The sequence below is a fragment of the Kribbella qitaiheensis genome (assembly GCF_014217565.1).
Taxonomy (GTDB): Bacteria; Actinomycetota; Actinomycetes; order Propionibacteriales; family Kribbellaceae; genus Kribbella; species Kribbella qitaiheensis_A.
The window spans coordinates 6,556,509-6,582,929 of sequence record NZ_CP043661.1 but is presented as its reverse complement, the minus strand read 5'-3'; the positions used below and the strand labels follow the sequence as shown (position 1 = coordinate 6,582,929).

23 protein-coding genes and 1 pseudogene are annotated in these 26,421 nt (G+C 68.3%); 6 read left to right on the top strand and 18 right to left on the bottom strand.

What is annotated here, in order from left to right:
• Positions 1 to 14: 14 nt before the first annotated feature.
• The 5 genes from F1D05_RS31320 to F1D05_RS31300 all read right to left on the bottom strand — a co-directional run bounded on the left by F1D05_RS31320 (position 15) and on the right by F1D05_RS31300 (position 4,569).
• Positions 15 to 1,160, bottom strand: a complete 1,146-nt coding sequence (locus tag F1D05_RS31320; RefSeq protein ID WP_246486112.1) for a SpoIIE family protein phosphatase — start codon at positions 1,158 to 1,160, stop codon at positions 15 to 17.
• A gap of 102 nt (positions 1,161 to 1,262) precedes the next feature.
• Positions 1,263 to 2,093 carry an Fpg/Nei family DNA glycosylase gene (locus F1D05_RS31315; RefSeq protein ID WP_185443983.1) on the bottom strand — a complete coding sequence of 277 codons (831 nt, stop codon included), beginning with the start codon at positions 2,091 to 2,093 and terminating at the stop codon, positions 1,263 to 1,265.
• Positions 2,094 to 2,240: 147 nt separating this feature from the next.
• Positions 2,241 to 2,714 (bottom strand): ribose-5-phosphate isomerase, encoded by a 474-nt coding sequence (locus F1D05_RS31310; RefSeq protein WP_185443982.1) that lies wholly within the window; start codon positions 2,712 to 2,714, stop codon positions 2,241 to 2,243.
• A 111-nt stretch (positions 2,715 to 2,825) separates the two neighbouring features.
• A complete protein-coding gene (locus F1D05_RS31305; RefSeq protein WP_185443981.1) occupies positions 2,826 to 3,863 on the bottom strand; it encodes a hypothetical protein in 1,038 nt (345 codons plus the stop codon).
• A 109-nt stretch (positions 3,864 to 3,972) separates the two neighbouring features.
• A complete protein-coding gene (locus F1D05_RS31300) occupies positions 3,973 to 4,569 on the bottom strand; it encodes a DsbA family protein (RefSeq protein ID WP_185443980.1) in 597 nt (198 codons plus the stop codon).
• Between the two features lie 184 nt (positions 4,570 to 4,753).
• On the opposite strand from F1D05_RS31300, the gene pepN reads away from it, so the two are divergent.
• The 3 genes from pepN to F1D05_RS31285 all read left to right on the top strand — a co-directional run bounded on the left by pepN (position 4,754) and on the right by F1D05_RS31285 (position 9,005).
• Positions 4,754 to 7,327, top strand: coding sequence for an aminopeptidase N (gene pepN, locus F1D05_RS31295; protein WP_185443979.1), 2,574 nt, complete (start codon positions 4,754 to 4,756; stop codon positions 7,325 to 7,327).
• 57 nt (positions 7,328 to 7,384) lie between these two features.
• Positions 7,385 to 7,915: a hypothetical protein gene (locus tag F1D05_RS31290; RefSeq protein WP_246486111.1), complete on the top strand. Its 531-nt coding sequence runs from the start codon at positions 7,385 to 7,387 to the stop codon at positions 7,913 to 7,915.
• Positions 7,916 to 8,441: 526 nt separating this feature from the next.
• Positions 8,442 to 9,005, top strand: a complete 564-nt coding sequence (locus F1D05_RS31285; protein WP_185443977.1) for a hypothetical protein — start codon at positions 8,442 to 8,444, stop codon at positions 9,003 to 9,005.
• Between the two features lie 7 nt (positions 9,006 to 9,012).
• Here the strand turns inward: F1D05_RS31285 and F1D05_RS31280 are convergent, their stop codons facing one another.
• Positions 9,013 to 11,346, bottom strand: coding sequence for an Hsp70 family protein (locus tag F1D05_RS31280; protein ID WP_185443976.1), 2,334 nt, complete (start codon positions 11,344 to 11,346; stop codon positions 9,013 to 9,015).
• 134 nt (positions 11,347 to 11,480) lie between these two features.
• On the opposite strand from F1D05_RS31280, the gene F1D05_RS31275 reads away from it, so the two are divergent.
• A complete protein-coding gene (locus F1D05_RS31275) occupies positions 11,481 to 13,505 on the top strand; it encodes an NlpC/P60 family protein (RefSeq protein WP_185443975.1) in 2,025 nt (674 codons plus the stop codon).
• A 101-nt stretch (positions 13,506 to 13,606) separates the two neighbouring features.
• Complete coding sequence (locus tag F1D05_RS31270) at positions 13,607 to 16,339, top strand: winged helix-turn-helix domain-containing protein (protein WP_185443974.1); 2,733 nt, start codon at positions 13,607 to 13,609, stop codon at positions 16,337 to 16,339.
• On the opposite strand, the gene F1D05_RS31265 is transcribed toward F1D05_RS31270, so the two are convergent.
• The 9 genes and pseudogenes from F1D05_RS31265 to F1D05_RS31230 form a co-directional block, all read right to left on the bottom strand.
• Positions 16,305 to 16,847, bottom strand: coding sequence for a phage tail protein (locus F1D05_RS31265; protein ID WP_185443973.1), 543 nt, complete (start codon positions 16,845 to 16,847; stop codon positions 16,305 to 16,307). The two genes, F1D05_RS31270 and F1D05_RS31265, sit on opposite strands and share 35 nt — an antisense overlap.
• Positions 16,847 to 18,793, bottom strand: coding sequence for a putative baseplate assembly protein (locus tag F1D05_RS31260; protein WP_185443972.1), 1,947 nt, complete (start codon positions 18,791 to 18,793; stop codon positions 16,847 to 16,849). The genes F1D05_RS31265 and F1D05_RS31260 overlap by 1 nt, the downstream gene beginning before the upstream one ends.
• Before the next feature lies 1 nt (position 18,794).
• On the bottom strand, positions 18,795 to 19,229 hold the full coding sequence (locus F1D05_RS31255; RefSeq protein WP_185443971.1) for a GPW/gp25 family protein: 435 nt from the start codon (positions 19,227 to 19,229) through the stop codon (positions 18,795 to 18,797).
• Between the two features lies 1 nt (position 19,230).
• Positions 19,231 to 19,512, bottom strand: a complete 282-nt coding sequence (locus F1D05_RS31250) for a PAAR domain-containing protein (RefSeq protein ID WP_185443970.1) — start codon at positions 19,510 to 19,512, stop codon at positions 19,231 to 19,233.
• A gap of 10 nt (positions 19,513 to 19,522) precedes the next feature.
• Positions 19,523 to 21,274 (bottom strand): VgrG-related protein, encoded by a 1,752-nt coding sequence (locus tag F1D05_RS31245; RefSeq protein WP_185443969.1) that lies wholly within the window; start codon positions 21,272 to 21,274, stop codon positions 19,523 to 19,525.
• Positions 21,274 to 22,008, bottom strand: coding sequence for a peptidase M23 (locus tag F1D05_RS41265; RefSeq protein WP_185443968.1), 735 nt, complete (start codon positions 22,006 to 22,008; stop codon positions 21,274 to 21,276). Before F1D05_RS41265 ends, F1D05_RS31245 begins: the two co-directional genes overlap by 1 nt.
• On the bottom strand, positions 22,008 to 22,223 hold the full coding sequence (locus tag F1D05_RS42315) for a phage tail protein (protein WP_281388802.1): 216 nt from the start codon (positions 22,221 to 22,223) through the stop codon (positions 22,008 to 22,010). The genes F1D05_RS41265 and F1D05_RS42315 overlap by 1 nt, the downstream gene beginning before the upstream one ends.
• A gap of 82 nt (positions 22,224 to 22,305) precedes the next feature.
• Positions 22,306 to 22,449: pseudogene (locus F1D05_RS43245) on the bottom strand (hypothetical protein); the annotation flags it as partial.
• Positions 22,450 to 22,474: 25 nt separating this feature from the next.
• Entirely contained in the window at positions 22,475 to 22,858 is a 384-nt protein-coding gene (locus tag F1D05_RS31230) for a hypothetical protein (protein ID WP_185443967.1), read from the bottom strand.
• A 795-nt stretch (positions 22,859 to 23,653) separates the two neighbouring features.
• Here F1D05_RS31230 and F1D05_RS31225 point away from each other — a divergent pair.
• The gene (locus F1D05_RS31225) at positions 23,654 to 24,100 is read left to right on the top strand and encodes a hypothetical protein (protein WP_185443966.1); all 447 of its coding nucleotides are present in this window, start codon (positions 23,654 to 23,656) and stop codon (positions 24,098 to 24,100) included.
• A gap of 1,246 nt (positions 24,101 to 25,346) precedes the next feature.
• On the opposite strand, the gene F1D05_RS31220 is transcribed toward F1D05_RS31225, so the two are convergent.
• From F1D05_RS31220 to F1D05_RS31210, 3 genes are read right to left on the bottom strand one after another with little or no spacing between them, the layout of a single operon-like run.
• Positions 25,347 to 25,505 (bottom strand): DUF6760 family protein, encoded by a 159-nt coding sequence (locus tag F1D05_RS31220; RefSeq protein WP_185443965.1) that lies wholly within the window; start codon positions 25,503 to 25,505, stop codon positions 25,347 to 25,349.
• On the bottom strand, positions 25,502 to 25,969 hold the full coding sequence (locus F1D05_RS31215) for a hypothetical protein (RefSeq protein ID WP_185443964.1): 468 nt from the start codon (positions 25,967 to 25,969) through the stop codon (positions 25,502 to 25,504). The genes F1D05_RS31220 and F1D05_RS31215 overlap by 4 nt, the downstream gene beginning before the upstream one ends.
• The gene (locus F1D05_RS31210; protein ID WP_185443963.1) at positions 25,969 to 26,412 is read right to left on the bottom strand and encodes a phage tail protein; all 444 of its coding nucleotides are present in this window, start codon (positions 26,410 to 26,412) and stop codon (positions 25,969 to 25,971) included. Before F1D05_RS31210 ends, F1D05_RS31215 begins: the two co-directional genes overlap by 1 nt.
• Between the last annotated feature and the right edge of the window lie 9 nt (positions 26,413 to 26,421).

Sequence of the window (26,421 nt, the reverse complement as noted above, 5' to 3'; positions counted from 1 at the left end):
GCTGTGGACTGCGGTCAGGCTGGGCGGAAGGTTTTCAGGAGGGTGTTGCCTCGGCGGCGGAGGGTGGTCGGGCGGGAGGTGGTGCGGGTGGTGGTGGGGCAGGTGGGGACGACCAGGTCGGCGGGGTTCATCTGGCGGTGGATGACGACGATGGCCGAGTCGTCGCCGCGGCCGCCGATCTCTACGACCAGCTCCTTCGCGGCGCCTTTGAAGCCTTGCGCGATCAGGCGTTCGGCATGCCCTGCCAGGCGATCCGTGCCCTGACCGATCTCGCGATGCGGGGTCTCCACCATTCCGTCGCTGTACAGAAAGAGTGCATCCCCTTGCTTGAGCTGCCCCTTGTTCACCTTGAACTCAGGGATCTCGACCAGCCCCAGCAGCGGCCCCTCGGAATCCCTGCTCTGCCACCGCCCGGACCACGAGTCGAACAAGATCGCCGGCGGATGCCCGGCGGTCCGTACCTCGAAGTCGCCGGTCCTGAGATTCACCGCGACCTGCACCACTGTCGCGAAGTCGTCGTCCCAGTCCTGCCGACGCAGGTACTGGTTCGCCGACGGCAGGAACTCCTCGACCGGCACCACCCCGAGCAGCCCGCCAAATGCCCCGGACAACAGCAGCGCCCGCGTCCCGGCGTCGATTCCCTTGCCTGACACGTCGACCAGCGCCACCTCGAGCAACTCGCCGTCGCGGATCGTCGAGACCACGAAGTCGCCGGAGAACGACGCTCCCCCGGCCGACCTGATCGCCACCTCGGCGCGCCATCCCGGCGGCAACCGAGGCAGCTCGCCCTGCGCCGTCAGCGTGTCCCGCAACTCCATCAGCATCGACTCACCACGAGTCCCCTGGACGCCGAGCCGGCTGCGCACCCTGGCGCCGGTCAGCACGATCCAGGCCGCCAGGCCGAGCGTCAGGACGAACCCGATCTTCGGCATGCCCTGCGCGCGGTCGGACACGACGTACGAACCGATCGCCAGCGTCACCAGGGTCAGCGCCACCAGCGGCCGGAATCTGAGCAGCAACCCGCCGAGCAACAGCGGAATGATCAGGACGGAAGTGGGTATGAAGGTGGACATCGCCAGCGCGGCAGAGCCGAGGGTGACCGTCAGTGCCAGCAGACCCACGAAGGTCAGCAGGTGCGATTTCCGTGCGCGCCTGACCATCGAGCGCGCCAGCCGGCGGGCCCGTCGCAAGCCAGCGAAATCCCCGCCGCTACTCATGGTGAGATGAATGTAACGGCACCGCACGGTCCGCGCATCAAGTTGTCACAGTTTCTTTCGGGTCAGCCCGGTGCGCTGACACTTCGGGCACCAGAACAGGTTGCGGCCCTCCAGGATCTCGGTCCGGATCACCGAGTCGCAGACGTGACACCGTTGCCCCTGGCGCCGGTAGACGTAGACCTCACCACCGTGGTCGTCCCGGCGCGGGTCGCGGCCCATCGCCTCGGGCGTATGGTCGGCGGCGACGGTGTCGATCCGGCCGGTCTCGACGCCGTACTTCATCAGCTCCAGCAGGTCGTCCCACATGCCCTGCCACTCACGTTTCTTGACGACGTTGCCAGTCGTCATCGGGTTCAGCTTGGCCCGGAACAGCACCTCGGCGCGGTACACGTTGCCGACCCCGCTGAGCACCTCCTGGTCCATCAGCAACCGGCCGATCGGCAGCTTGCTGCGATGGATCCGCTTCCAGGCCAACTCCGGGTCGGCATCGTCGCGCAACGGGTCCGGGCCGAGCCGGGAGATCAGTTTGTCGCGTTCACCATCGGTCAAGACTTCGCAGACGGTCGCGCCGCGCAGATCGGCGTACGACGTCGCGTTCTGCAGCCGGAGCCGCACCTGGCCGACCGGGTCCGGTACCGGCGCCGGACCGAAGCCGACCTTGCCGATCAGGCCGAGGTGGATGTGCAGCCAGCCGGCCCCTTCGAACTCGGCCAGGAAGTGCTTGCCGTGTGCCTCGGTCTGCCGCAGGACATGCCCGTTCAGCAGCGCGGCGCCGTCGACGAACCGGCCCTGCGGGCTCGAGGCCTGGACGATCCGGCCGCCGAAGGCGTCCCAGACGTCATTCGCCAGCCGGTGCAGGGTGTGACCTTCGGGCATGATTCCTCTTATGGGTGTGACAGCAGGCAAAGGCCGGGGCGGTGCGCCCACTCCGGCGGTGGTCGGTACCGGCCGCTCGATGCGCGCCCGGGATGTCTCCCGGCCGCGCCCTTCAGAGCCGTCGGCGGAGCGACCGGCTCAGCCACCTCAGGACGACGGCAAGGGCGGCAGTTCGCCGGTCTCCTCGTAGCCGTCGAGCATCTCGATCCGGCGGGTGTGCCGCTCTTCGCCGGAGTAGCCGGTGGTCAGGAACAGGTCGACGAACGAGGTCGCGTCCGCCTCGCTGTGCATCCGGGCGCCGACGCTGATCACGTTGGCGTTGTTGTGCTCGCGGCCGAGTTTCGCGGTCTCGGTGCTCCAGGCCAGCGCGGCCCGGACCCCCTTCACCTTGTTCGCGGCGATCTGCTCGCCGTTGCCGGAGCCGCCGATCACGATGCCGAGACTGCCCGCGTCCGCGACGACGGCCTCCGCCGTACGCAGGCAGTACGGCGGGTAGTCGTCGACCGCGTCGAACACGGCCGGGCCGTGGTCGACGACGTCGTGGCCGGCACCGGTCAGGTGCTCGACAAGGTGGTTCTTCAGTTCGAAGCCGGCATGATCAGAGCCGATGTGCACTCGCATGGCGTGAAGTCTGACATAGCGGTCTGGGGTGGGACTCAGCCGAGTGATTGCGGTGTTCAGGTGCGTGCCTGGGCGCCGCAAGCGCCGGCTGAGTCCCACCCCAGACCGCTATCACTGACAGTCCGGGACTCCGGGGAGCTTCGGGGCGCCCGAACCGACGTACACGTTGGTGACATAGCCGTCGTACTTCGGTAGGTAGGCCCACCACTCGCTGGATCGCGGCGGAGCGTCGATGAGCTGCCCCTTCTTCTGACAGGTCACCAACACTTCCACACCTGACGGCAGGCTACCCAGGATGTCGCCGGACGTGGTCGGCTCGGCCCGAACCCGTACGCCGGAACCGCTGGTCATCAGCCAGCTACCAGCGGCAGGTACGCCGCCTGGCACGTTCAACGTGCGGGTCAACCGCGTGATGTCGCTGTAGGCCTTGCCGTACGCCGTTCCGTCGGGGTGCAGCGTGTAGACCGCGATGATCGTCCGGTCCCCCGTCCCAACCGTGCCGGTGGTGTGCAGCGCCTCGCTGATGAGGTCCACCACGTTCACCTTGGGCTTGGCGCGATCGGATCCGAAGCCGCTCGATCCCACGAACCCCGACCAGCCCTGCTTGATGGCGAAATGCGGGTCGAACACCGACGCGATCCCGAAGTACTGGTCGAAGCCGTCGGTGCCGTAGCGAGTGGCGTGGTGCAGGTTGCCCAGTACGTAGTCGCGGACCGGCGCGGGCGCCTGGTCCAGCAGGTAGCGGTAGATCCGCACGGTGTCGGCTGCTGTCAGCGCGACGTACCCCCAGAAGCCCGGGTGGGTCGCCGGTGGAGGTGCAGTGTGGGTGAGACCGAGCCGCTGCACCATCCGGTCGACGATCTGCCCGCCACCCAGCTGGTCCCAGTAGTGGCTCGCGGCATCGTCGTCACTGCTGCGCAGCATCACGTCGAGCTGCGCCTTGTCGGCGGCAGTGACCACGTACTCCGGGCCGCGGTCCCACAGGTAGTCCAGCACGATCAGCAGCTTCACCACGGACGCGGACCGGAACCGCAGATCGGGATTCAGCTGCTCCGTGAACTGCCCGGTCTCCCGGTCGAACACGGCGATACCCGCAGTGACTCCTGCTGGGACCACCACGACATCACTGACGGCGCGAAGAAGCTTCACTGTGAAACCTGCTCACCAGAGGGGAAATTTGTTGGTGAGCAACCTTCGCGCCATCCAGTTGATCGTTCAAGCCCTGTACGGGTGGCCGAACTGTGGTGACCGAGCGCGATCAGTCGAAGACAGGATCGCGATCGCGGGTGCGCTTGAGTTCGAAGAAGCCCTCGGTGCCGGCCACCAGCCGGACGCCGTCCCAGAGCTTGCCGGCCGCCTCGCCCTTCGGGGCCGGCGTCACGACCGGGCCGAAGAACGCGGAGCCCTCGACCGCGATGACCGGGGTACCGACCTCCATGCCGACCAGTTCCATCCCGGCCAGGTGCGACTTGCGCAGCGCGTCGTCGTAGCGGTCGGTGTCCTTGGCCTCGATCAGCGCGGCGGGCAGGCCGGCCTCGGCCAGCGCCTCCGGCAGCAGGTCGGCGTACTTCGTGCCGCGGCGCTCGACGTGGATCCGATTGCCCAGCGCGGTGTAGAGCGGCAGCAGCACCTCGTTGCCGTGCGCCTGCTCGGCCGCGATCAGCACCCGGACGATCCCCAGCTTGCGCTGCCAGTTCTCGTCGTGCTCGTCGCGGTCCTCGTTCAGGATGGCCAGGCTCATCACGTGCCAGGTCGTCTTCACGTCCCGGACCTGCTCGACCTCGAGCATCCAGCGGGACGTCATCCAGGCCCAGGGGCAGGCCGGGTCGAACCAGAAATCTGCGGTGGCGGTCATGATTCGATCGTACAAAATGCAACCAACACGGTCACCGGGCGGCGTGGCGCCGTCACCGACGGACAGCTCGGGGTGACGCCAGGGCAAACGATGGAAGCAACCTTTTTTCGGGCTCACACATCGTTATTGCAAGTCGCGGGGAAACCCTCGGCGAAGCTGCACTCCAGGTGCATAGGATGCCGACATGCCTGGAACCAACCTGACGCGCGATGAAGCGCGTACCCGCGCCGGCCTGATCAGTGATGTCAGCTACACCATCGAGCTTGACCTCACCACGGCCGCCGCCGGAACCCCGACGTTCGCGTCGACGACAGTACTCACCTTCGCCGCCGAAGCCGGCGCGAGCACCTTCGCGGATCTGATCGCGACGTCGGTGCGCGAGGTGATCCTGAACGGCCGGACCCTCGACCCGGACAGCGTGTACGACGGCGCCCGGATCCAGCTGGACGGCCTGGCCGAGAGCAACGAGCTGCGGGTGGTCGCCGACTGCACCTACTCGCGCACCGGTGAAGGGCTGCACCGCTCGGTCGACCCGGCCGACAAGGAGACCTACCTCTACACCCAGTTCGAGGTCCCCGACGCGCGTCGGGTGTTCGCCACCTTCGAGCAGCCGGACCTGAAGGCGCCGTTCACCTTCACCATCTCCGCCCCGGCCCGCTGGGTCGTCATCTCGAACTCGCCGACCCCCGAGCCCACGCCGTACAAGGGTGAGAACGGCGAGGAGCTGGCGACCTGGAGCTTCGCCCCGACCGAGCCGATCTCGACCTACATCACCGCCGTCGTGGCCGGCCCGTACCACGTCGTCACCGACGCCTACGAAGGCCCGAACGGCACCTACCCGATGTCGCTGCTGTGCCGCCCGTCGCTGGCCGACTCGCTGGACGTCGAGGACCTGTTCGAGGTCACCAAGCAGGGCTTCGAGTTGTTCGAGCGCGCCTTCGGTACGCCGTACCCGTTCCACAAGTACGACCAGGCGTTCGTGCCGGAGTACAACATGGGCGCGATGGAGAACGCCGGCTGCGTGACGATCCGCGACGAGTACATCTACCGCAGCCGCACCACCCACGCCGAGCTGGAAAGCCGCGCGAACACGGTGCTGCACGAGCTCGCGCACATGTGGTTCGGCGACCTGGTCACGATGACCTGGTGGGACGACCTGTGGCTGAACGAGTCGTTCGCCGAATGGGCCAGCCACTGGGCCCAGGCGACCGCGACGACGAAGTACACCAACGCCTGGACGACCTTCTGCAACGCCCGCAAGAACTGGGCCTACCGGCAGGACCAGCTGCCCTCGACGCACCCGATCGCCGCGGACATGGTCGACTTCCACGCGGTCGAGGTGAACTTCGACGGGATCACCTACGCCAAGGGCGCTTCCGCGCTGCGGCAGCTGGTCGCGTTCGTCGGTGAGGACACGTTCATCGCCGCGCTGAAGGAGTACTTCGCCGACCACGCGTTCGGCAACACCGAGCTGGCCGACCTGCTGAAGCCGCTGGAGAAGGCGTCCGGGCGGGACCTGGACGACTGGACCGAGCGCTGGCTGCGGACCGCCGGGGTGAACACGCTGCGCGCCGACTTCACCGTCGACGAGGCAGGCGCCTTCAAGACGTTCGCGATCGAGCAGACCGCCGCGGCGGCGTTCCCCGTACTGCGGCCGCACCGGCTCGCCGTCGGCCTGTACCGCAAGACCGACGCCGGCCTGGTCCGGACCGAGCGGTTCGAGGTGGACATCGACGGCCCGCGGACCGAGCTCGCCGAGCTGGTCGGCGCGAGCCAGCCCGATCTGGTGCTGCTGAACGACGACGACCTCACCTACGCCAAGATCCGGCTCGACGAGCGGTCGCGCGCGACGCTGGTCGACTCGATCGACCAGCTGTCCGACTCACTGGCCCGGGCGCTCGCCTGGGGTGCGGCCTGGGACATGACCCGCGACGCGGAGATGCCGGCCAGCCAGTACGTCGGGATGGTGCTGCGCGGGATTCGCGCCGAGACCGATCTGACCGGGGTCCGTTCGCTGCTGGGCCAGGCGTCGTCCGCGATCAACAGCTACTCGGCACCCGCGAACCGGGCCGACCTGCGAGCGCAGTACGAGCAGGCGCTGGCGGAACTGGTTGCCGGTGCCGAGTCGGGAAGCGACCACCAGCTCGCGTTCGCGCGGGCCTTCATCGCCGGTGTCTTCTCCGCCAGCGGCGCTGACCGGCTGGCCGCCTGGCTGGACGGCCGGGAGCTGCCGGCCGGACTGGTGGTCGACACCGATCTGCGCTGGACGCTGATCGTCGCGCTGGCCAGGCTGGGCCGGATCGACGCGGACGGTATCGACGACGAGCTGACTCGCGACACCACCATCACCGGGCAGGAGCGGGCCGCACAGGCACGCGCCGCCCGGCCGAGCGCGGAGGCCAAGGCGGAGGCCTGGCGGATCGCGGTGGAGTCCGGCGACACCCCGAACGAGACGCAGTTCCGGACCATCCTGGGCTTCCAGCAGCCGGGCCAGGAGGAGCTGCTGCGGCCGTACATCGACAAGTACCTGACCGCCGCCAAGGACGTCTACACCCGGCTGGGTTCGTCCATGGGCGAGAACGTGCTGGTCTACCTGTCGCCGCGCAACCTGCCCGAGGACTCCACCCTGCAGGCACTCACCGACTGGCTAGACACCGAAGCGGAGTCGGTCGACGCCCCGACCCTGCGCTACGTCGGCGAAGCCCGCGCCGACCTGCTCCGCGCACTGGACGCACAACAGCGCGACGCTGTTGGGTAGTGGCCCGGCTGGGCTCCGGAGATAGTGTGCTGAGCTCCCATCCGGGACACTATGCGGGTGGCTTCCCCTGATCCTGCCCTTGCTGGTGCTGCTGCTGTTGCTCTGACTGGATTGGCCGAGGCCTACCGGCCTCGGCCGATCACGCCGTTGCTTCCCTGGCGCTATCCGAACCGGCTGGTGAAGCCGTACATCGTCACCGCCCGCGGGCGCTCCTGGGACGACCAGATGGTGGGGATCGCCCGTACGGCGGCCTCCCGGCAGCTCGACTTCGACGACGCGATGGGTGGCATCGGCCTCGGCGTGGTCGTCCTGCACCTCGGCGACGACGGCGTCTACCTGGTGGTCCAGACCTGGGCCAAGGACTTCCAGTCCCGGCTGAGCATCTTCAGCGGCCTCGACGTCGACGACTTCCGCCCCGCCCCGATCGGCGCCGCCCCCTGTGTCTGGGAGCTGGAGGTCCTCAGCCACGAGCGCGCCTCGTACGTCAACCACATCCTCAACGCCGAGGTCGACGTCGAGTCCTGGCTGGAAGACGCCCTCGACACCCGCCCCACCCCCCACCCCGAAGGTATCCCCTCCGGCACCTAGGAGGCGGTGTGTCCCGAGCGACAGGTAATGGTGGGCCGGTGGCCTGAGTGTCACGCTCAGGCGAGCGGCGCCGGGGGCGGATTCGAAGGCTATTACCTGTCGCTCGGGACACCGATTGTCACTAGCTGGTCGGGGTCGCGATGGAATCTCTTGGACAATTGGTCAATTAATAACCGTGGTGCTTTCAGTGGTGGGAAATCAGCACCTTCGGTTGCGCAGCCGGACAGTGGCAGGGCAGACGCCGGGGGTGACATTCAAACGACTGTTCGGGCACCTATTGTGGTGGGTTGGTTCCGGGGTGCGACGCTTGGTGGGTAAGGAGATTCTGAACACCTGAGGAGTGCTCATTTCTCCGCGGATCGGCATTAAGGTGGCGACATCGAAATGCCCGACGGAACCGGGGAGGGGCTTTGTCGTGACACACCTGGATCACCGAAAGCCGCCTGCCCGGGCTACGAGGACCGTCCGGAAGAAAGCAAAGCGGTCGCACAGTGCTGTCGGTGCCGCAGTCGTCGCGGGTGCCGCGATGGTGGCGACCTTCGCGTTCATCCTCACCAACGGCAACTCCGGCTCGTCGACGACCGACGGCAACCTCCGGTCCGGGTCGCTGGCACAGCCCAGTACGCCGGCCTCGCAGCCGAAGGCGAATACGGCGCCGTCGACAGCTTCCGGTAAGGCCGATCGCAACCCTCCGGCCAGGAAGACGACCACCGGCAAGACCACCGCGGGGAAACCGGCCGCGACGCCGAACACCGGCTCCCAGTCGCCGGCCTTCCGCCGCGGTCAGTGGATCGCCCTGGTGGACTCCTTCACGACGGACTCCGGAGTGCAGGCCGACCAATTGGCCAGGTCGATGGCAGGCAAGATGATCGCGGCAGGCGTCCCGGCCAAGGCCCTGCTCGCCGCCGGGCAGTACCCAGGACTCGCGAACAGCAGCTTCGAGCCCATCCGCGACACCTGGATCGTCTACCTCGGTCCGGTCAGCTCCGCCGCGGCAGCCAACACGCTGTGCACCTCATCGAAGACCCAGCGGGCGCACGGCGGCTTCCTCGCCTGCCCCACCTTCGAGCCGGCCACCGCCCACAACTGACCGCGAGTCAGCGGGAGGTCCAGGACGAGGCGCTCTGATTGGCTCGGCCGTCCGTCCAGACCGCTCGCGGCGCGACCTTCGCGTTGAGCGAGGTCACGTAGATGCGGGCGTTCGTGACCGGCCCTCGCCTGAAGGCGATCTGGTTCCCGTCCGGTGACCAGCTCGGATCCTGGTCGAGGGTGCTCCCGTCGGTGAGCTGGCAGAGCTTGCCACCGCCGAGCGGGTTGTCGGCCCCGGTCTTGCTACAGACAACGTCGCCTTCGCGCAGCTTGCTGTTCCAGGCATTGTCGGTGACCGAGCCAACGGGATCGGCGTTGGTCAGGAGGATCGCCCACGAGCCCTCTGCCAGGAGATGCCGGTAGGCGATCAGGCCCGGCGCCGTCGGCGACCAGGCCGGGTCCGCGTCGGCCCCCGTCGTCAGCTGGCGAGGCGTGCCACCGGTGAGCGGCACCGTGTAGATCCCGGAGCCCGGCATTCCCTGAGCCTGGAACGCGACGCGGGTGCCGTCCGGCGAGACAGCGGGATCACTGATCACCAGCCCGGGCTTGACCTGCAGCGTGAACAGGGTGCGAATCACCTTGCCGCCGGTGTCTATCAGGTAGAGACCCGTGGTCTTGCCCGCGACGCACGCGGCCACGATCTGGCTCGGGTCCGCCTTGTTCCAGGCCGGCCGGCTGATGTTGTCCACACACTGCGCCGGTGTCTTGGTGAACAGTGGGCGCGCGCTACCGCCGTCCACTCCGGACACCCAGAGGCCGACATTCTTAGCCGGCTTCAAGCGGGTGAAGATCATCGATCTGCGGTCCGGGGACAGCGCGGGACCGTTGTCGACGCCGTTCGCGTTGCCATCGAACTTGCTGAGCTTCGTCGACTGACCAGGGGCGTTCACGTCGACCCGGTACAGGCTCTGTCCCTTGTTCGCGCCCGACCCGTTCTCCAGCGGAATGATGAGCTCGGAGGCGCTCAGCGGAGCCGCCGCGACCGGCAGCGCTTTCAGGGTCGGCACGGACACGGTCGGCGTGACGGACGTCGGCGCGGAACTGCTCACGCTGCTGGTCGCCGGGCCGGCCGGCTGATCCGACGCCTTGTTCGAATCACCGGAAGTCAGCTGGATCGCCACGACCACTCCGACCGCGAGCACTGCCAGTGCCCCGGCTGCCAAAGCGATCCGGCGGCGGGTCTCGCCCGACAGCGGCGTCCTGGCAGGCTTCGGGAGCCGGCCGGGCGGAGTACCGATGACGGGCGCGCCGACAGCGGCCAGCGACGCGGTTGTCGCCTCCGCCGGGGCATCCGAGAACTGCACTGCGCCCAGAGCGATGTCGTGTTTGGGGTGGGTGTCCAGTGCGGTCGGGGTTGAGAAGCGTGACTGCAGCAGGTGGCTGACCAGCGGGATCCGCGAGCTGCCCCCGACCAGCACGATCGCCTTCAACTGCTCGCTCGTCGTACCGGCGGCTCGCAACGCCCGCCCGGTCGCCTCGACGGTCTGCTCGAGCGCTGGTGCGATCAGGGTCTCCAGCTCGGCGCGGGTCAGGCGCACCGACGTACTGCGGCCTGGCAAGGTCACCGGGATCATCGTGTCGACGTCGACCGACAGCGCTTCCTTCGCCTCGACACAGTCGCGACGAAGCCGCATCAGCGCGCTCCGTCCATCCTGACTGTCGAGATCGAGGTCTTCCATCGCCGGGCCGAGCGCGCCGACGACGTGCTGGAAGACGGCCTCGTCGAAGTCCACGCCACCCAACTGCTCGATGCCCTCGGGATTGCCCAGGATGGTGAATCCGTTGCCGGTCTTCTCCAGCACGCACACGTCGAAGGTGCCGCCCCCGAGGTCGTAGACGGCGACCCGATCGCCTGCCTGCAGACGCGCCTGCGCGGCGTACTGGATGGCGGCGGCCTGTGGCTCAGGGCAGGTGATTGTGGGGCCGATGTCGGCCAGGGCGATCACCTGGTCGACCAGTTCGCGTTTGTAGGCGCCCCAGTTGGCCGGGTAGGTCAGGACGATCTCGTCCGGTGGCGCTCCGCGACGCTCAGTGGCCGTCGCGACCACCGAGGACAGCAGCCGGGCGGACAGCGCCTGCGCCGAGAACGGCGTACCGGCGACCATCAGCGGGATCGGGTCACCGATGCGGCGCTTGAACTCGCGGACCACCCGGGACGGGTCGGTGGCGCCGCGGCGCTCGGCCGCCTCACCGACCAGGAACTGGCCGTCCTCCTGCAGATACAGCACGGACGGGATCTGCAGCGCGCGGTTGCCGAGCCCGAGCATGCTCGGTGGACCGCCGTTGCGCATCGCCGCGGCAGTGAAAGTCGTCCCCAGATCTACGCCGAGCCGATATCCCATTCCCCCACCTCGGATAACCTCCCTCGCGGCCCTGAAGTATCAGCCCGACGGTGCCCTTATGGTAGGGCAACAGGATTAAACTGGGCTTCAGATCTGCAGAGGCTGCCGGTAGTTTGCAGGGCCAGGGGGTTGCGATGCCGAAGTTGTCGATCGCGGAGATCTACGACGCCGCGCTGTCCGCGGGATTCACGCCGCAGCAGGCGACCACGTGGACTGCTATCGCCATGGCCGAGTCGGGCGGCCGGACCGGTGCGCTCAACGACCACGGCGAGCACTCGATGGGCCTGTGGCAGATCAATGTCGCCTCCGACGGCAGCCGCGGTACCAAGTACGGCGACCTGAACGATCCGCGCGCGAACGCGAGAGCGGCGTACGCGATCTCCCATCAGGGCACAGATATGCGCCCGTGGACCACGACGCACAATTCCCATAAGGGCACCGCTGCCGACTACCGGACCTACCTGGACAAGGTGGAGGCCGTCACCGGAGTGCAGGGCGACGGCCGTGGGGTCGCCGGCTACAGCTCGCACCTCCCGCCGCCGTTGCCGTCCACCGGCGGCCCCGCGCATCCGACCGGAGCGCTTGCCGCGTCGTACGACAAGATCGACACCGGGCAGGCCGTCGGGATGCAGCAGGACACCGACCACGACGGGCTCACCGATGCGTTCGAGCGGTCGGCTGGGACCGACCTGAAGCTGGCGGACACGGACCACGACGGGCTCACCGACGGGTACGAGGTCGCTGTCAGCCACTCGAACCCGAAGCTCGGCGATGGCGACCTGGACGGCCTCTCGGACAGCACGGAAGCCTCCCTGGGCAGCGATCCGCTGAAGTGGGACAGCGACAACGACGGGCTGTCGGACCAGATCGAGGTGCAGTACGGCTCGGATCCGCAGCACGCCGACAGCGGCGACGGTGTGATCCCCGGCCCGCCCCAACCCACACTGGCGCAGCCTGCCGTGCAGCAACCCGTAGTACAGACACTGGCAGCCGCTGGTACGCCGGGACTCGGCGGTGGCGGCGACAGCACGAAGGTCGGGCGCTTCGTCGATGTCGCGCTCGCTCAGGAGGGCGACAAGTACGTCTTCGGCGTACGGGCCAAGCTGGACGATCCGAACCCGGAGAAGTTCGACTGTTCCGAGCTGACCAAATGGGCCGCACATCAGGCCGGGGTGGAGATCCCGGACGGCGCGATGTACCAGTACCTGGATCTCAAGCAGAAGGACTCGCTGATTTCGGTCGATAAGGCCATGCACACCAAGGGCGCGCTGCTGTTCTACTTCTCGAACGAGCCGACCCCCGGCGGCGGCCGGCCGTCGAGGGCGCACGTCGCGATCAGCCTCGGCGACGGGCGCACGATCGAGGCCAAGGGCACGAAGTACGGCGTGGGTGAGTTCACCGCGCACAATCGGTTCAACTACGCGGGCGTGATCCCCGGGCTCGACTCCTCCTCGGCGCCGCCGGCCAGCCCCGTCGCAGATACGTTGCCGGTCAACACCGCGGTAGCCACCAACCACTACGACCAGATCGACCTCGGTACGTCGATGGCCGCGCCACCGGACACCGATCACGACGGCCTCACCGATGCGTTCGAGAAGCTGGCGGGCACGAATCCGGCCTCGGCCGACACCGACAAGGACGGTCTGCCGGACGCGTTCGAGGCGATCAAGTCGCACACCGACCCGTTGACCGCGGACACCGACCACGACGGGATCTCCGATCCGTTCGAGCTGTCCGCCGGCAGCGATCCCGGCAAGATCCCCGGCGTCGCTGGCGTCGGTGGACAGGGCCAGTTCGCCGAGGTGATCCGCAACGGCGTGGTGGACAGCGACCACGACGGCCTGACCGACACCTACGAGACCAGGGCCGGTCTCGATCCGAACAGCATGGACACCGATGCCGACGGGCTCTCGGACAACACCGAACTGTCGCTGGGTACGAACCCGGCCGTGCTCGATTCGGACCAGGACGGGATCAGCGATTCGCTCGAGGTCCAGTTCGGCTCCGATCCGCTGAAGGGCGGTCTGGGTGGCGACCTGGGGGCCGCGGCGGGGGCCGGAGTGCCCGGCGGGGTCGGGGCGGACGGCCTGGATCACGGTGCCGACGGAATCCATGGGGCAGAAGGGCTGGGCGGGACACCCGATGTTGGCCCACACTGAGACCTGATGTCTGTCATCAGGCCGGGGGGCGTGTTGTGGGTTCAGTGGTGTTCAGGGAGAAGGTCCGTCGACCGGAGCCGACCGGTCTTTCTCGTGACCGCTTGGAGCGGCCACTGCTCGACGAGTCGGGGCCCAGCGTCGGGTTGCTGCTGGCGCCGGCCGGCTCGGGGAAGACCACTCTGCTCGCCCAGGTCGCCGCGACTCCGCTCCGGCCGACTGCCTGGTACAGAGCTCGCCCCGAGGATCGGACCGAGGACGCACTTGTCCAGCACGTGACCGAGGCGTTGTCGGTGGTGTTGCCGACGGCACTCACTCACTCGACGACGGTCGATCAGCTGATTCTCGCCACCGAGAACGGGGTTCCCGCGCCGGTCCAGTTGATCGTGGACGACGTGCACGAGTTGGCCGGTAGCCCTGCGGAGCTCGCGCTGGAACGCTTCCTGGAGTTCCGGCCACGGCATCTGCGGCTGCTGCTCGGCTCGCGCCGGCCGCTCGCGCTGAACACACCGCGGCTGATCGTGTCGGGAGACCTGCTGGAGCTCGACAGCGACGACCTGCGCTTCCGGTCGTGGGAGGTCGAGGAGCTGTTCCGGTCGGTGTACCGGCAACCGCTGTCGCCTGAGGCAGCAGCCGCGCTTACCCGTCGTACGGGCGGGTGGGCTGCCGGGCTGCAGTTGTTCCACCTGGCCACGATGGGCAAGTCCAGTACCGAGCGGATCCGGGCGGCGACCGAGCTCGGCGGCCGGTCGCGCTTGGTACGGGCGTATCTGACTCGCAACGTGCTCGCGGGGCTGGCTCCTGAGCGGCGGAAGTTCCTGCTCGTCACCAGCGCGCTAGGCAGGCTCACCGGGCCGCTGTGCGACGAGCTGCTCGAACAGCCCGGCAGTGCTGTCGTGCTGGAGGAGCTGGAGACGCTGCAGTTCTTCACGACGTCTACTGACGACGGCGCGACGTACAAGTATCACCAGGTGCTGCAGACGCATCTGGAAGGCTTGCTGATCGACGAGCTGGGCGCGACTGCCTCACGGGAGATCCACGGCCGCAGTGGGCAACTGCTGGAGAAGGCGGGCCATCCACGCGAGGCCATGCGGGCCTATGCGCTCGCGGACGACTGGGCGTCGGTGGCACGCCTGCTACAACAGGGCAACACTGTCGCGCACGATTGGGTCGCCCGATCGGGTTTACCTGACGACGATCCGTGGCTAGCGCTGGCTCGGGCGCGGCGGTTGTTCAGGTCTGGGTCCGTCGCCGCGGCAGTTGCTGCCTACCGAGCCGCCGAGGCCTTGCTCGACGACCCCGACTTCCAGTCGCGCTGCGCGAACGAGCGTGCCCAGGCCGAAGTGTGGATGCCGCAGCCGCCCGCACAGGCGGTTCCCGTACGCCGTACAGGGCAAGCGATGCGGCAGGCGATGCGGCGGTTGCCGGGTCTCGGGCCTGGCGTCGATGCCGGGCCTGGCGTCGCCCCGCTCGCGGTCGGGACGATCGCGTTACTGGCCGGCCAGTTCGAACTGGCGCGGGAGCTGTTGCTGCGGGTAGCTGCGGACTCCTCGGTCCGGTCGGCCGGGCGACTGTGGGCAGCGATCGCCGTGGTCGTGACGGATCTCGCGCTGGGGAACTGGTCGCATGCCGAGGTGCCGCTGGAGGAGATCGCCCTCTCGGCCGAGCTGGACGAACTCCCCTGGCTCGCTCGGGTCGCCCGCGGATTGCAGGCCGCGGTGTTGCTGGCGACGCGTCCGGAAGACTGGCGGCTGGACGGCTGCTCGTCGATGGCCGACGACTGCGCCCGCGACGGCGACCACTGGGGATCGTTGCTGATGGCCACCTTCGTCGGCGCGGCGCAGTTGAAGGCCGGCAACGACCAGGTCGCCACCACGTGGCTGAGGCGAGCAGCGACGGAGGCCGCCGGGCTCGAGGCGCGGGTGCCGCAAGCCTGGATCCTCGCGCTCGGCGCGGTCGCGATGGCCCAGCTGCGACAGCCGGGCGCGGCTGCCCAGCTGACCGAGGCCGAAAGCCTGATCCGGTCAGCAGCAGTACCGGGCGCCCACCGGCTCCTCGACCAAGCCCGCCAGCTGGCCGAAGCCGCAGCGATCGACCACACCAGCCCTGGAGGTTCGACACCGATTGCGAACAGTCCTGCCCGGCTGCACACGCTCGGCGGCTTCCGGCTGGAGGTCGGAGGCCAGGCGGTGCAATGGCCACCGTTGCGGCCTCGGGCGCGGGCATTGTTGTTGCTACTAGCAATCAACCCGGGCAAGGATCTGCACCGTGAGCGGCTGATCGACGCGCTCTGGCCGGACGCTCCTGCCGAAGCGGGAACGCATCGCCTCCAGGTAGCGGCATCCAACGTGCGGCAATGTCTGACTGCTGTCGGCTTGAGCGACCACGCCGTGCAGCGGAACGGCGATGCCTACCGGCTGGTGCTGCCCGACGCCTGGATCGACCTCACCGAGTTCGAGCGACAGCTGCGACAGGCCAGGCGATCCGGGACGCTGGCGGACTGGTCCAGAGTGCTGGACCTCTATGTGGGCGAGTTACTGCCCGAGGTAGGTGCCGCTGAGTGGGTCCTGTCCGAGCGGGAACGCTACCGCCTCGCCGCTGCCGACGCCGCAGTACAGGTAGCCGGTCTGGCCGAGGATGCCCAGGCACTGCGGGCAGCGCATCGTGCGGTCGAGCTCGACTCGTTGCGGGATTCCTCCTGGCTCTTGCTGGCCGATCTGCAAGCAGAGCAAGGTGATCCGACCGCTGCGGCCGCCACCCGCCGCGAGTACGCCAGGGTCTGTGCGGAGCTGGCTGCTCCCGTCAGTCCGCGGGAACGACCTGGACGCGATGGATGACGTGTGCCGGCTTCAGTGCCGCCACCGCATCTTTCAACCGCTCCTCGTCGATCTCCTGACCTGCTACCGGAAACACCTGTACTACGACGGCAGGCAGCGCCTCTCCAGGCAGCGGGTCGTTGGGGTCCACGGACCAACTGGCGCCACCTGACTCGACCACCTCGGTCCGCACGCCCAGTACCGCGCTGATCGCGAGCTCGATCCCCAGGCGCGTCCCCTGGCGACCATGCAGGTCACTGGTCGAGCGCAGCAACTCGCGCTGGCGTACTGGGTCGTCGCCGCGATCCACCGCCAGTCCGAGCCAGTGCGCCAACCAGGGCAGCATGTCCTCGGGCGCAGTACCGAGGTCCAGGTACGCCGGCAGGTTGTCGAGCGCACTGATCACCGGCGCCAGTACGTCGTCGAAACTCGCACAGAGCTGCTGGGTGAACTGGTCTGTGCGGTAGACCGACGGCAGGATCTCGCCGATCGGGTGTGGACTCGGCAGTGCTCCCAGTGCGCCGCGCATCAGCGCACCCGCACTTGGTGCTCGTAGGAGAAGACCAGTGCCGTCGCCGGAAGGTCCAGCCGCTGCACAGGTGCCGAGCGACGCCCGGTGACCGGGTCTGCCGGGAAGAGCGCAACGCTGATCTCCTGGGCCATGTCGACTCCCGGGATCCGCGCCAGTGCAGCGTGCACCTCGTGCGACTGCACCGAACGCCCGAAGGGCCAGCCCGTCCCGTCGGGCCCACCGGTCAAGGGATGCAGCAGCTCGTACAGGGCCTTGAGTACGCCCTCCTTCACTTCCTCCGGGTCGAACCGGGACCGCGCGCTCACGTCGACCACCGCCGTCAGTCCGACGTACTCCGGCGGCGCCACCAGCAGGCGTGTGCCGACCAGGCGGCGCTCGTCGAGGGTCTGGGTGATCCGCTCCAGCGTCCCTTCCGGCGGGATCAGGTCGTCCCGGCGGACCCGTCCGACGACATCGCCGGAAACATGCGGGACGACGAGGACGCGGATCCCGCCCGCGTCGGCAGGCTCCGTCGCCGGGACGCATTGGACTCGAGCCGCATCCGGGGCGACCTCACGAGCCAGCTCCTCGAAATCCTCCATCGTGACCGCCCGGCCCCGCGACCGGAGCAGCATCGGCCCACGGACCTTGGCCTCGTCCAGCGTCTCCGCCTCCGCGCCACCGATGGCGGGTGCACGGTTCTCGACCCGGGCGACGTACGGCACGCTTGTCTTGAGGACCCGGACCTGCCCGCGCGCCACGTTGCCCCGCCGCCCACCGCCGGTCCGGTACGACGAGATCGCGACACTGGTCCCCGAGCGCGGTGTGGCGCCGTAGTACTGGAGCCGGCCGTCGGACGTCCGTACTGCGGGGCCGAAGTGCACACCGCCGGAGAAGGCGTCGATCCGGAAGTGCCGATCGGTCTCGGTGGAGTCGGCGAAGCTCGTCACCGGCTCCCAGGTCTCGACCCCGTCGTCATCGGTGACCTCGACCGTGCAGGGCTCCTCGGACGGCACCACCGGATGCCGCTTCAGCGCGAACCGCTGCCCGGGCGTCCCGTCGGCGCGACCGAGCAACTCGTGCCGGATCACCTCCGCGTGCATCATCGGGACCGTGCCGCCGATGGTGAAGGCGGACGCCGAGAGGATCCGGGGCGACGCCGTGTACGTCGGGCGGTGCTCGTCCACGGGCAGCAGCCGGCACCTGACCCAGCCGGCCCGCTGGCGGGCGATGATCGACGTCTCGTGCTGCGGTGGGATGTGGATGACGACGTCGCCGGCCTTGTTCAGTCCGCCGGTGTCGTCCTTGTCGAGATCGCATTCGGTCCAGCCGGAGCCGGTCCACGCCTCCCAGACCAGCGGTGGGTGCCGCGGATCCACGCCGACGCCGGACACGCTGCAGTTCAGCCGGATCGTCACCGCGCAGGACGGCACCGCTTCGCTGAGACCGATCAGCAGCGCATCGCCCGGAGCCGGTACGTCCGAGAAGCAGGGGAATCCGTTCTTGCCGGACAACGCGGTGGTGAGATCGGCCGGCGTACCCTCCATCGGCGCAGCACCGGCCCGCGAGAACGAGCAGGGGATGATCTCCAGGTCCTGCGTGGTGGTGAAGACGATCGGCTCGTGGATGTCCGTCCGCGGCGTCGCGATTTCTGTCCCGGCCCGGACCAGCACGTTCTGCGGTTGGGGCGACGACAGCCAGAACGTCACCCCGCCACGAGCCGCGGCCGGCGGGCGCAGCTCGACCCCGATCAGCTCGAGGAACTTCACGTAGTTCAGATCGGGCACCCTGTTCAGCCGGTAGATCAGCTGATCGACCATCTGTGCGAAGGCCTCGATCAGCGTCACCCCCGGATCCGACACGTTGTGGTCGCTCCAGTCCGGGCAGCGCCGCTGGACCAGCCGCTTCGCCTCGTCCACCAGGCCTTGGAAGGTTCGGTCGTCCAGATTCGGTGCGGGCAACATGTCAGACCCCCAGCTCGGCCGGCAGCGTAGTACCGGTGACTTCTTCGTCCGGGATCGTGTAGAAGGGGAAGACCAGGTTGCGCGGATCGTTCGTGCCGAGAATGACGTAACCGACGTCGACGAGCACCCGGCCGTGGTCGATCCGGTCGTAACCGACGCCGACGTCCTCGACCGAGATCCGCGGCTCCCAGCGTTCCAGCGCCTCCCGGACGTCGTACGCGATCTGACCCGCGATGGCTGCGTTCGCCGGGCCGAAGACATGGTCGTGGATCCGGCAGCCGAACTCGGGCCGCATCGGCCGCTCGCCCCTGGCAGTACCGAGGATGAGGCGGATCGCCTGCTCGATCTCGCGTTCCCTGGTGACCAGCGCGATCCCGCCGGTGGCGTCCGTACTGACCGGGAAGGCCCAGCCGGCGCCGATGAAGTCGGTACTCATCTCATCCTCCGATCATGACGGTCGGTGCGCCCATGACGATCGGCGCACCACATGCGGCCATATCGCCCATCCGCGCCGCCGGCATGCCACCGATCAGCACAGTCGGGCAACCTGGCGGCGCGATCACCGTCGGCGGATGCACGGCCGGTGGCGGGAACGAGCAGATATGCGGCGTTCCGACCGTCGCCGCCGGCATCCCGGCGATCAGGACCGTCGGTACCCCGGGGGGCCCGATCACGCCGGGATGTCCGGTCGGATCGCCGACCCGGGCTGCTGCGGGCATGGCTGTCTCCTCAGTTGATCTTGACCAGGGCGGCCGAGACCGAGCACATCGCGCCACCCTTGACCTCGGTGTTCGCGCTGCCTTCGACGGTCGTGTTGGCGCCTTTGAGCTGCAGGTTGCCGGTGGCGGTGACCGAGACCTCGCCACCCTTGAGTTCGAGTTTGGCGGCGGCCGCGTCGATCACGATGCCCTGGCTGCCCTCGATCTTCACCGTGCCGTCGGCATGGACGGTGATCGTCGTACTGGTCGAGTCGAGCGTCACGCTGAGCTTGCCGTCGCCGGTGGCCAGCGTGATGCCCTCCTTCTGGCCATCCTGGTCTAGCAGGTCGATGCGATGACCTTTCCTCGACACGATCGATCGCCGGTTGACCGCGCCCGAACCCGAGTCGATCGGATCGATGCCCTTGGCATCCGGTTTGTCGACGCCGTTGTACAGACCGCCAAGGACGTAAGGCCTTCTCAGGTCGCCCTGCTCGAAGACGACCAGCACCTCGTCACCGACCTCGGGGATGATCAGCGCGCCGCGATCCTTACCGGCACCCGCGTGCACGGTCCGGGCCCAGGCGCTCACGTAGTCGTCCGACAGCCACGGCAGCGTCACCTTCACCCGGCCGAGCTTCTCGGGATCGTTGTTGTCGCTGACCTGACCGATGACGACTCCCGACGGCGCCCGCTGGGCCCCGCTCGAACCGGTCAGCCCGAGCAGGCTGCGGTCATGGGCGCCGGTGACCGCGAACGACGTCGTGTAGCCCGTCGTCGGGTCGATCCGATGCCTGGTCGTGGTCACGGTGTACTTGCCGTCGAACGGCGCACCCAGGTTGTCGACGGTGATCGCCACGCCCGCCTTCAGCGCCGGGTTCCCTTGGGCGACCCCGGTGAACTCCGCGAACGAGCCCGCGATCTCCGCCGAGATCGCGGCGGCGGCCGCGTCCACCTCGGCCTGGGTCCGATGCGGCACGTCGGTCGCGACATACACCTTGTCGCCGAAGGCGTGCGCGAACTCGGCCGGACTCGCCTGGGGCAGCTCGGCACTGGTGGTCTTGGCCGGGTGCCTGGTCGTGAGTGCGTGCTTGGTCGAGGTGTCCCAGCCGCGGACCTCGACCTCCTTGACCTGCCCGCCCGAGGTGAGCACCGCGCGGAACCTGAGCAGGTCCGTGCCGAGCTTGAGCACCAGCGGGTTCTGCTCGTTGCTCGGGGCACCGGCCGCGGTGGCCGGTGGACCGAAGTTGAACTTGCCGTCGCGGACAGACACCTCGTAGCCGGAATCCGCGGCCAGCGCGTCCAGCAACTCCCAGTCGCTCGTACCGGCCTGCGACACGTGCTCGAAGACGGTCGTCGTCGGCTTGATCGTGCCGTTGGTGAACCCGGCCCGCTGGGACACCTTCTGCGCGATGTCCGACGCCGTCATCTGCAGGTAGCTGGCGGTCCCGCGTCCGCGGAACAGCCGATGAGCGGGGTCGTAGCCCCTGAGCACGGTGAACGAACCACCGGTGTCGAACTCGGCTTCCAGCGCAGTGATCTCCCCGGCCATCAACAGGACCGGGGCCTGGCTGGTACTGGCCAGCACCGAGATCCTTACCGCGGATCCGATCTTCGCGCCGGTTTTCCTCAGTACTTCGTGGTCGCCGTCGCGGAACCTGATCTCGAACAGATCCGGCAGCCGCTGACTGTCGTCCACGTAGACCGTGCTCATCAGATTGACCACATCCGCCGGCAGCGGCGAGGAGTTGATCTCGACCAGGCAGCTGTTGATGATCGACATCAGACCAGCTCCTCGGCGCCCGGGAATACGACGACCGAGCCACTCGCGATCCGGATCGGATCGTCGATCCCGTTGTACTTCGCGATCGTGCGCCACATGCCCGGATCGCCGTACTCCGCGTAGGCCAGCGACGCGAGCGTGTCGCCGTCGATCATCCGGTGCGAGCGGCGTACCGACTGACCACCGGAGGTCGGGTTCTGCCGCCACGGCTCGTTCGGCATCTCTTCCATCGCGACTGTGCAGACCGCGCGGATCGGGACGCCGTCGGAGCTGAACAGCGTGTACTTCACGTTCACCGAGGTAACGAAGGCCGGGAAACTGGCGATCTTGCCCCACTGCAACATCACCAGCGGCGGCGTCGGCTTGTCCTTGCCACGGCTCTCCTCGGTCGGCACGCAACAGCTGAACAGCTTCTCAACCGCGGTCACGACACTGTTGTCCTGGTTGCCGGAGGCATCGAAGAACATCTCGACCGTGAGCTTGCACGGCTCGGCGCCGCTGAACTCCACCGACCCGGCCGACTTCGCCTTCTTGGCCGGCTTGCGCTCCCACTTGGCCGACTTCTGGATTGTCACTTCCTTCGGGTTGAACTGGAACGGGATCTCGCCGCGATCCTGACCACCGGCCTTGGTCGGGTCGAACAGCTTCAGCTTCGCCTTCTGCAGCGACTTCTTGTCCTCCGGGGCCGAACTGCCGGCCCCGCCGGACGCCTTGAGCGCGATCGGATTGGTCATCAGGACACCCGCTCCGCGCTGAACCCGTGGTGCGCGATCTCCAGCGTCTCCATCGCCACCTTCGGCGAATCCAGGTTCATCCCCGGGCCGCTCCACTTCACCGGGATCACGCCGGTCAGCTTCCACTGAGCGACCCGCTGGAGTCCGGCCGTCATCGCCGTGATGCTCCCGGTCGACTGCTTGACCCCCGACGTCATGCTTGCCAGCCAGGCCATCACCTCGGTGGTGTCCTGGCACAGCGGCCCGGGTCAGCTTGATGTTGGTGTACTTGATCCGGGTCGGCAGTTGCCAGACGAATCCGTTCTGGCCGCCCTCCTCGCGCTGCTCCAGCACGACCTCCAGCCCGAGCCCCTCACAGCTGCTGAACGCACCCAGCTGCTTGTCGTCGATGGTCACCCCGAAGCAGACACTCACGGCTGGTTCCGGATACTGCGGATTCATCCCGCCACCCCCACTGCAGTCGGTCCTACCATCTGTCAGTCACCCGCCCGGCGCGTTCACGATCCAGCCAGAGTTCGGCCCGGAGCTTCGCGGTCAACGGCTCGTACAACCTCTTCGCCAGCTCCTCCACCTCAGCCGCACCCATAGCCTTGGCAGGTGCCTGCGCTGCCGGTGCAGCAGCTGCAGCCTGCGGAGCGGTCTGCACGGCCGGCTGCTCTACCGGGGCTTCGTCTCGCTGTACTACCTGCTCTGGGGCTGCGGTGTGCTCTTGCCCGGTATGCGCCTGGTCGGTCTGCTCTGATGCCGCGTATCCACTGAACATCTGCTGCAACGAGACGGACCGCACGGTCTCGGCCCGCTGAACGGCCGGCTCCTGGTGAAAACTCTCCCCCGCCGACCACGCCAACACCTGCTCCTCCTGCACAGCAGGCGCTTGTACTGCGCTCGGCTGGGCGGTCGGTGCTGTTGTCGTTCGGCTACTGCTAGGCGTACGAAGCCCCGGGTGGTCGTACACAACCCGCTGCACAGCAGGCGGCACACTGCCAACCGGCCGCTGCCCCTCCGGCACAGTCAACGGGGCCGAGCTAGACAACGGCACAACCCTCCCCGCTGCCGCCCCCTCCCGAGGCGGCCACAACAACTCAGCCGCTCCAGTGGACTCCCCCGCCCGCTGCACCACCGCCGGTCGTTGCGCCAGCTGCTCGTTGTCAGCAGCGCGCTGCACGCCTAACCCACGCTCCCCCACAAGCCCAACCCCCACCGCTCCCTGCCCACCATCCCCGTGCCATCCCTGCCCGTCACCGCCACCTCCCTGCCACCCCGGCCCTTCACCACCAGCCCCCTGCCACCCCGGCCCGTCACCACCGTCCCCCTGCCACCTCGGCCCTTCACCACCAGCCCTCTGCCACCCCGGCCCTTCACCACCAGCCCTCTGCCACCCCGGCTCTGCACCACCAGCCCGCTGCACGGACGCGCCCGCCGACGCCTCTCCTGCAGGCGATCCGGCCACCGACGCTCCCGCTCGCTGGACCACTGCCCCCAGATCGCCGGACCACGGCTGCCCTACCGCCCGATGCTCAACGGCCGACGGGCTGGCCTGCGACCGCTGCACCACCTCGCCACTTCCAGAACTGCCAGCCGCAACCGCATCACCCCGCGGCACCGCAGATTCGCCCACAATCGACCGCTGCAGCCCAACCCCGCCTTGCACCACCGAGTCACCAACAAGCGGCCGCTGCGCCACGCGCTCCCCTCCCGCAACCCGCTGCGCCACCGGCTCCGCTTCGGCCGCCCCCTGCGCTGCCGGCGCACCTTGTGCCGCCCGCAGCGCTGCCGGCGCACCTTCTCCCGCCCGCTGCCCTACCGGCCCGCCTTCCGCCACCTGCCGCGCTACCGGGCTGCCTACTACCGCCCGCGCTACTCGTGCCGCGTCGATTGCCCGCTGCACGACCGGCATACTCGGTGGGCCCGGCTGCCGATCGACCACCCGCTGCAAGTCTGCTGCGCCTTCACCCGACCTCTGCACCACACCCAGCCCGTCCACAGCTCCCTGCACCACGCCCAGCCCATCCACGGCCCGCTGCCCCACCGGCGTACCAACTGCTGCTCCCGACGCCGCAGACTGCAGGCCCACGGTCCGCTGCGCAACTGATTCGCCTTCTGCTGCACGCTGTGCGACGGACTGCGCTTCGACCGCCCGCTGCGCCACCGGCCCAAGTTCAGCCACCCGGCCAGCAACCAGCCCAACCTGCCCCTCAGAACCATCACCTGCCCGCTGAACCACCGGACCAGACACCACGCCGCGCTCTACTTCCACAGCACGCTGCACGCCCAATACTTCCGCTCCACCCCGGACACCCGGGGGAACCTCCGCGTCGCGCTGCAGACCCATTCCCCCATCACGCTGTACCGCCGGCCCACTCCCCGCCACGCCGGGCACCGCCGCGCCAGGCGCTGCCATCCCGGACTCGGCCGATCGCTGCACCGCCAGCCCGCTGCCCACCACGCCAGGTACTGCGTGTCCGGACTCGGCCGATCGCTGCACGACCTCCGGCTCAGACTCCGGCGGCGGACCACCGAGCGCCGACACAAAGGCCGACTGCCCAACCAGCGGTACCTGCTCCGCCGAGTGATCGGCAGTCGTGTGATCGGCAGTCCCGTGGTCGGTCGTGTGATCGTGGTGAACCTGCGAAGATTCAATCGCCCGCGACACCACCGGCAGGTCCGGCACCGCAGGAGACACCTCAGACGGGGAAAGCCAAGTCTGAACCACAGGTGCCGCAACAACCGGCGTGGGACGCGCTTCAATCGGCGGGAGCTGTCCTGCGGAGACCTCTGGCGATCCGTGATCCGCTGTCGACGACATTGCTGACGGCAACGAAAAGGTGCGGACAACCGGATCGGAGGCCTCTGAACGCTGGACGGCTGCCGGAGCGCCGCTCCCCGAAGTACCAAAGCTTGCCGCACTCGGCGGCAGCACGAACTCTTGCCGCTGTTCAACCGCTGCCGGCTGAGCGTAGTTGCTGATCTCACCAGCGGGCGCGTCCACCGTCAGCGAATGACCGAGGGGCGCCAGAAACCGCGGATCCTGATGCGCCGACAGCGACTCCCGAAACGAAGCAGCCCGCGCGATCGGCACAAGATCCTCCGTCGACCGCTGCAACGCCGGCAAGTCCATCCACCCAGCTCGCCCCCCGGTGGACTCACTACCCGCCGCGGCCCCGCTCTCCCCAGCACCCGCCCCGGCCATGCCCGGACCGGCATCACCCCCGGAACCCGCGCCGGACCTGCCCGACCCAACATCACCACCGCCCCCGGCAACCCCAGCCCCAACACCATTGCCCCCGGCGACCGTTGACGGCTCGGGGGCGGTGCGGCGGAAGGGCCAGCGCATCGGGTCACCTTCCAGGTTGGGTGCGGGTGTTCAGGGCGGCGATCTCGTCGACGAAGCGGCGGCGTTCGGGGTGTTCGAGGTCGAGGATCTCCTCGCGGGACCAGTGGAAGTGGTAGGCGACGTACGCGACCTCGGAGTACAGCTGCTCGGGCGCGTACGTCACGATTCCCCCAGGCGACCACCGGCCAGGTCGATGGCGAACGCGTGACCGCACTCGGGGCAGTTCACCCCGGCGCGGGTGTGCCCTTCCTGGTTCACCCGGCGATACAAGTCCTGAAGAAAGGCCAGGTCCGCCGCGAACAGGTCCTCGATCACCCCGGCATGGATGTCGGTGTGACTCCCGAGCCTGGTGACGACACGGCCGAGCAGGACCACCGTCAGGTACGCCGGGTTCTCGCGGACCCGGTCGTCCCGCAACGGCACCAGTTCGTCCCGCGCTGTCGCCAGCCGCATCACTCCGTCGCGATGCACCACGCCCGCCGAGTCGACGTACCCCCGCGGCAGCACGAACGGAAACTCCGTCCGGAGGGTGTCGCGTTCGGCCGGCTTCGCCTCGAGGTCCGTAGTACCGGCTGGTGATGCGTACTCCGGTACCTGGTCGAGCGTGGCGGACGTGGTGCGGCGCATCACTCGACCTCGAGCCGCTCGCAGGTGACGACCAGCTTCTCGGTCATCACCGAAGTGTCGCCGGCCTTCATGGTGCCGATCTCGAGGCTCTTCGGCCAGGCGTTGGTGAGCTTGTACCGCTTCAGCGGCGCACCTTCGTAGTCGAACACGATGATCGCGCCGCCCTTACGGACCGCACCCATCTTGCCGAACTGCGAATCCTTGATCCACTTGTCGAAACTCGTGTCCGACGACAGGCCGCGGGTCAGGGTGATCTCCGGCGCCTTCCAGCGACCGGGCAGCTTCTTGATCACATACTTGCCGTCGGCACCGTTCTCCTTGAGCTCGATCACGTCCTGTTCCATCTTCAGGCCGCTGATCTCGGTGATGCTTTTGATCTGGATGCCGTCGAACTCCAGCCCGAAGGAGTGACCGACACCGGAGTCCATGTCCGGAAGAGCCATGACTGGTTA

Excerpts from the sequence above, each read along its gene's own strand:
- F1D05_RS31320 (WP_246486112.1), bottom strand. The coding sequence starts at position 1,160 with ATGGTCAGGCGCGCACGGAAATCGCACCTGCTGACCTTCGTGGGTCTG.
- F1D05_RS31315 (WP_185443983.1), bottom strand. The coding sequence starts at position 2,093 with ATGCCCGAAGGTCACACCCTGCACCGGCTGGCGAATGACGTCTGGGAC.
- F1D05_RS31310 (WP_185443982.1), bottom strand. The coding sequence starts at position 2,714 with ATGCGAGTGCACATCGGCTCTGATCATGCCGGCTTCGAACTGAAGAAC.
- F1D05_RS31300 (WP_185443980.1), bottom strand. The coding sequence starts at position 4,569 with ATGACCGCCACCGCAGATTTCTGGTTCGACCCGGCCTGCCCCTGGGCC.
- pepN (WP_185443979.1), top strand. The coding sequence starts at position 4,754 with ATGCCTGGAACCAACCTGACGCGCGATGAAGCGCGTACCCGCGCCGGC.
- F1D05_RS31285 (WP_185443977.1), top strand. The coding sequence starts at position 8,442 with ATGGTGGCGACCTTCGCGTTCATCCTCACCAACGGCAACTCCGGCTCG.
- F1D05_RS31280 (WP_185443976.1), bottom strand. The coding sequence starts at position 11,346 with ATGGGATATCGGCTCGGCGTAGATCTGGGGACGACTTTCACTGCCGCG.
- F1D05_RS31275 (WP_185443975.1), top strand. The coding sequence starts at position 11,481 with ATGCCGAAGTTGTCGATCGCGGAGATCTACGACGCCGCGCTGTCCGCG.
- F1D05_RS31265 (WP_185443973.1), bottom strand. The coding sequence starts at position 16,847 with ATGCGCGGCGCACTGGGAGCACTGCCGAGTCCACACCCGATCGGCGAG.
- F1D05_RS31260 (WP_185443972.1), bottom strand. The coding sequence starts at position 18,793 with ATGTTGCCCGCACCGAATCTGGACGACCGAACCTTCCAAGGCCTGGTG.
- F1D05_RS31255 (WP_185443971.1), bottom strand. The coding sequence starts at position 19,229 with ATGAGTACCGACTTCATCGGCGCCGGCTGGGCCTTCCCGGTCAGTACG.
- F1D05_RS31250 (WP_185443970.1), bottom strand. The coding sequence starts at position 19,512 with ATGCCCGCAGCAGCCCGGGTCGGCGATCCGACCGGACATCCCGGCGTG.
- F1D05_RS31245 (WP_185443969.1), bottom strand. The coding sequence starts at position 21,274 with ATGTCGATCATCAACAGCTGCCTGGTCGAGATCAACTCCTCGCCGCTG.
- F1D05_RS41265 (WP_185443968.1), bottom strand. The coding sequence starts at position 22,008 with ATGACCAATCCGATCGCGCTCAAGGCGTCCGGCGGGGCCGGCAGTTCG.
- F1D05_RS42315 (WP_281388802.1), bottom strand. The coding sequence starts at position 22,223 with ATGGCCTGGCTGGCAAGCATGACGTCGGGGGTCAAGCAGTCGACCGGG.
- F1D05_RS31215 (WP_185443964.1), bottom strand. The coding sequence starts at position 25,969 with ATGCGCCGCACCACGTCCGCCACGCTCGACCAGGTACCGGAGTACGCA.
- F1D05_RS31210 (WP_185443963.1), bottom strand. The coding sequence starts at position 26,412 with ATGGCTCTTCCGGACATGGACTCCGGTGTCGGTCACTCCTTCGGGCTG.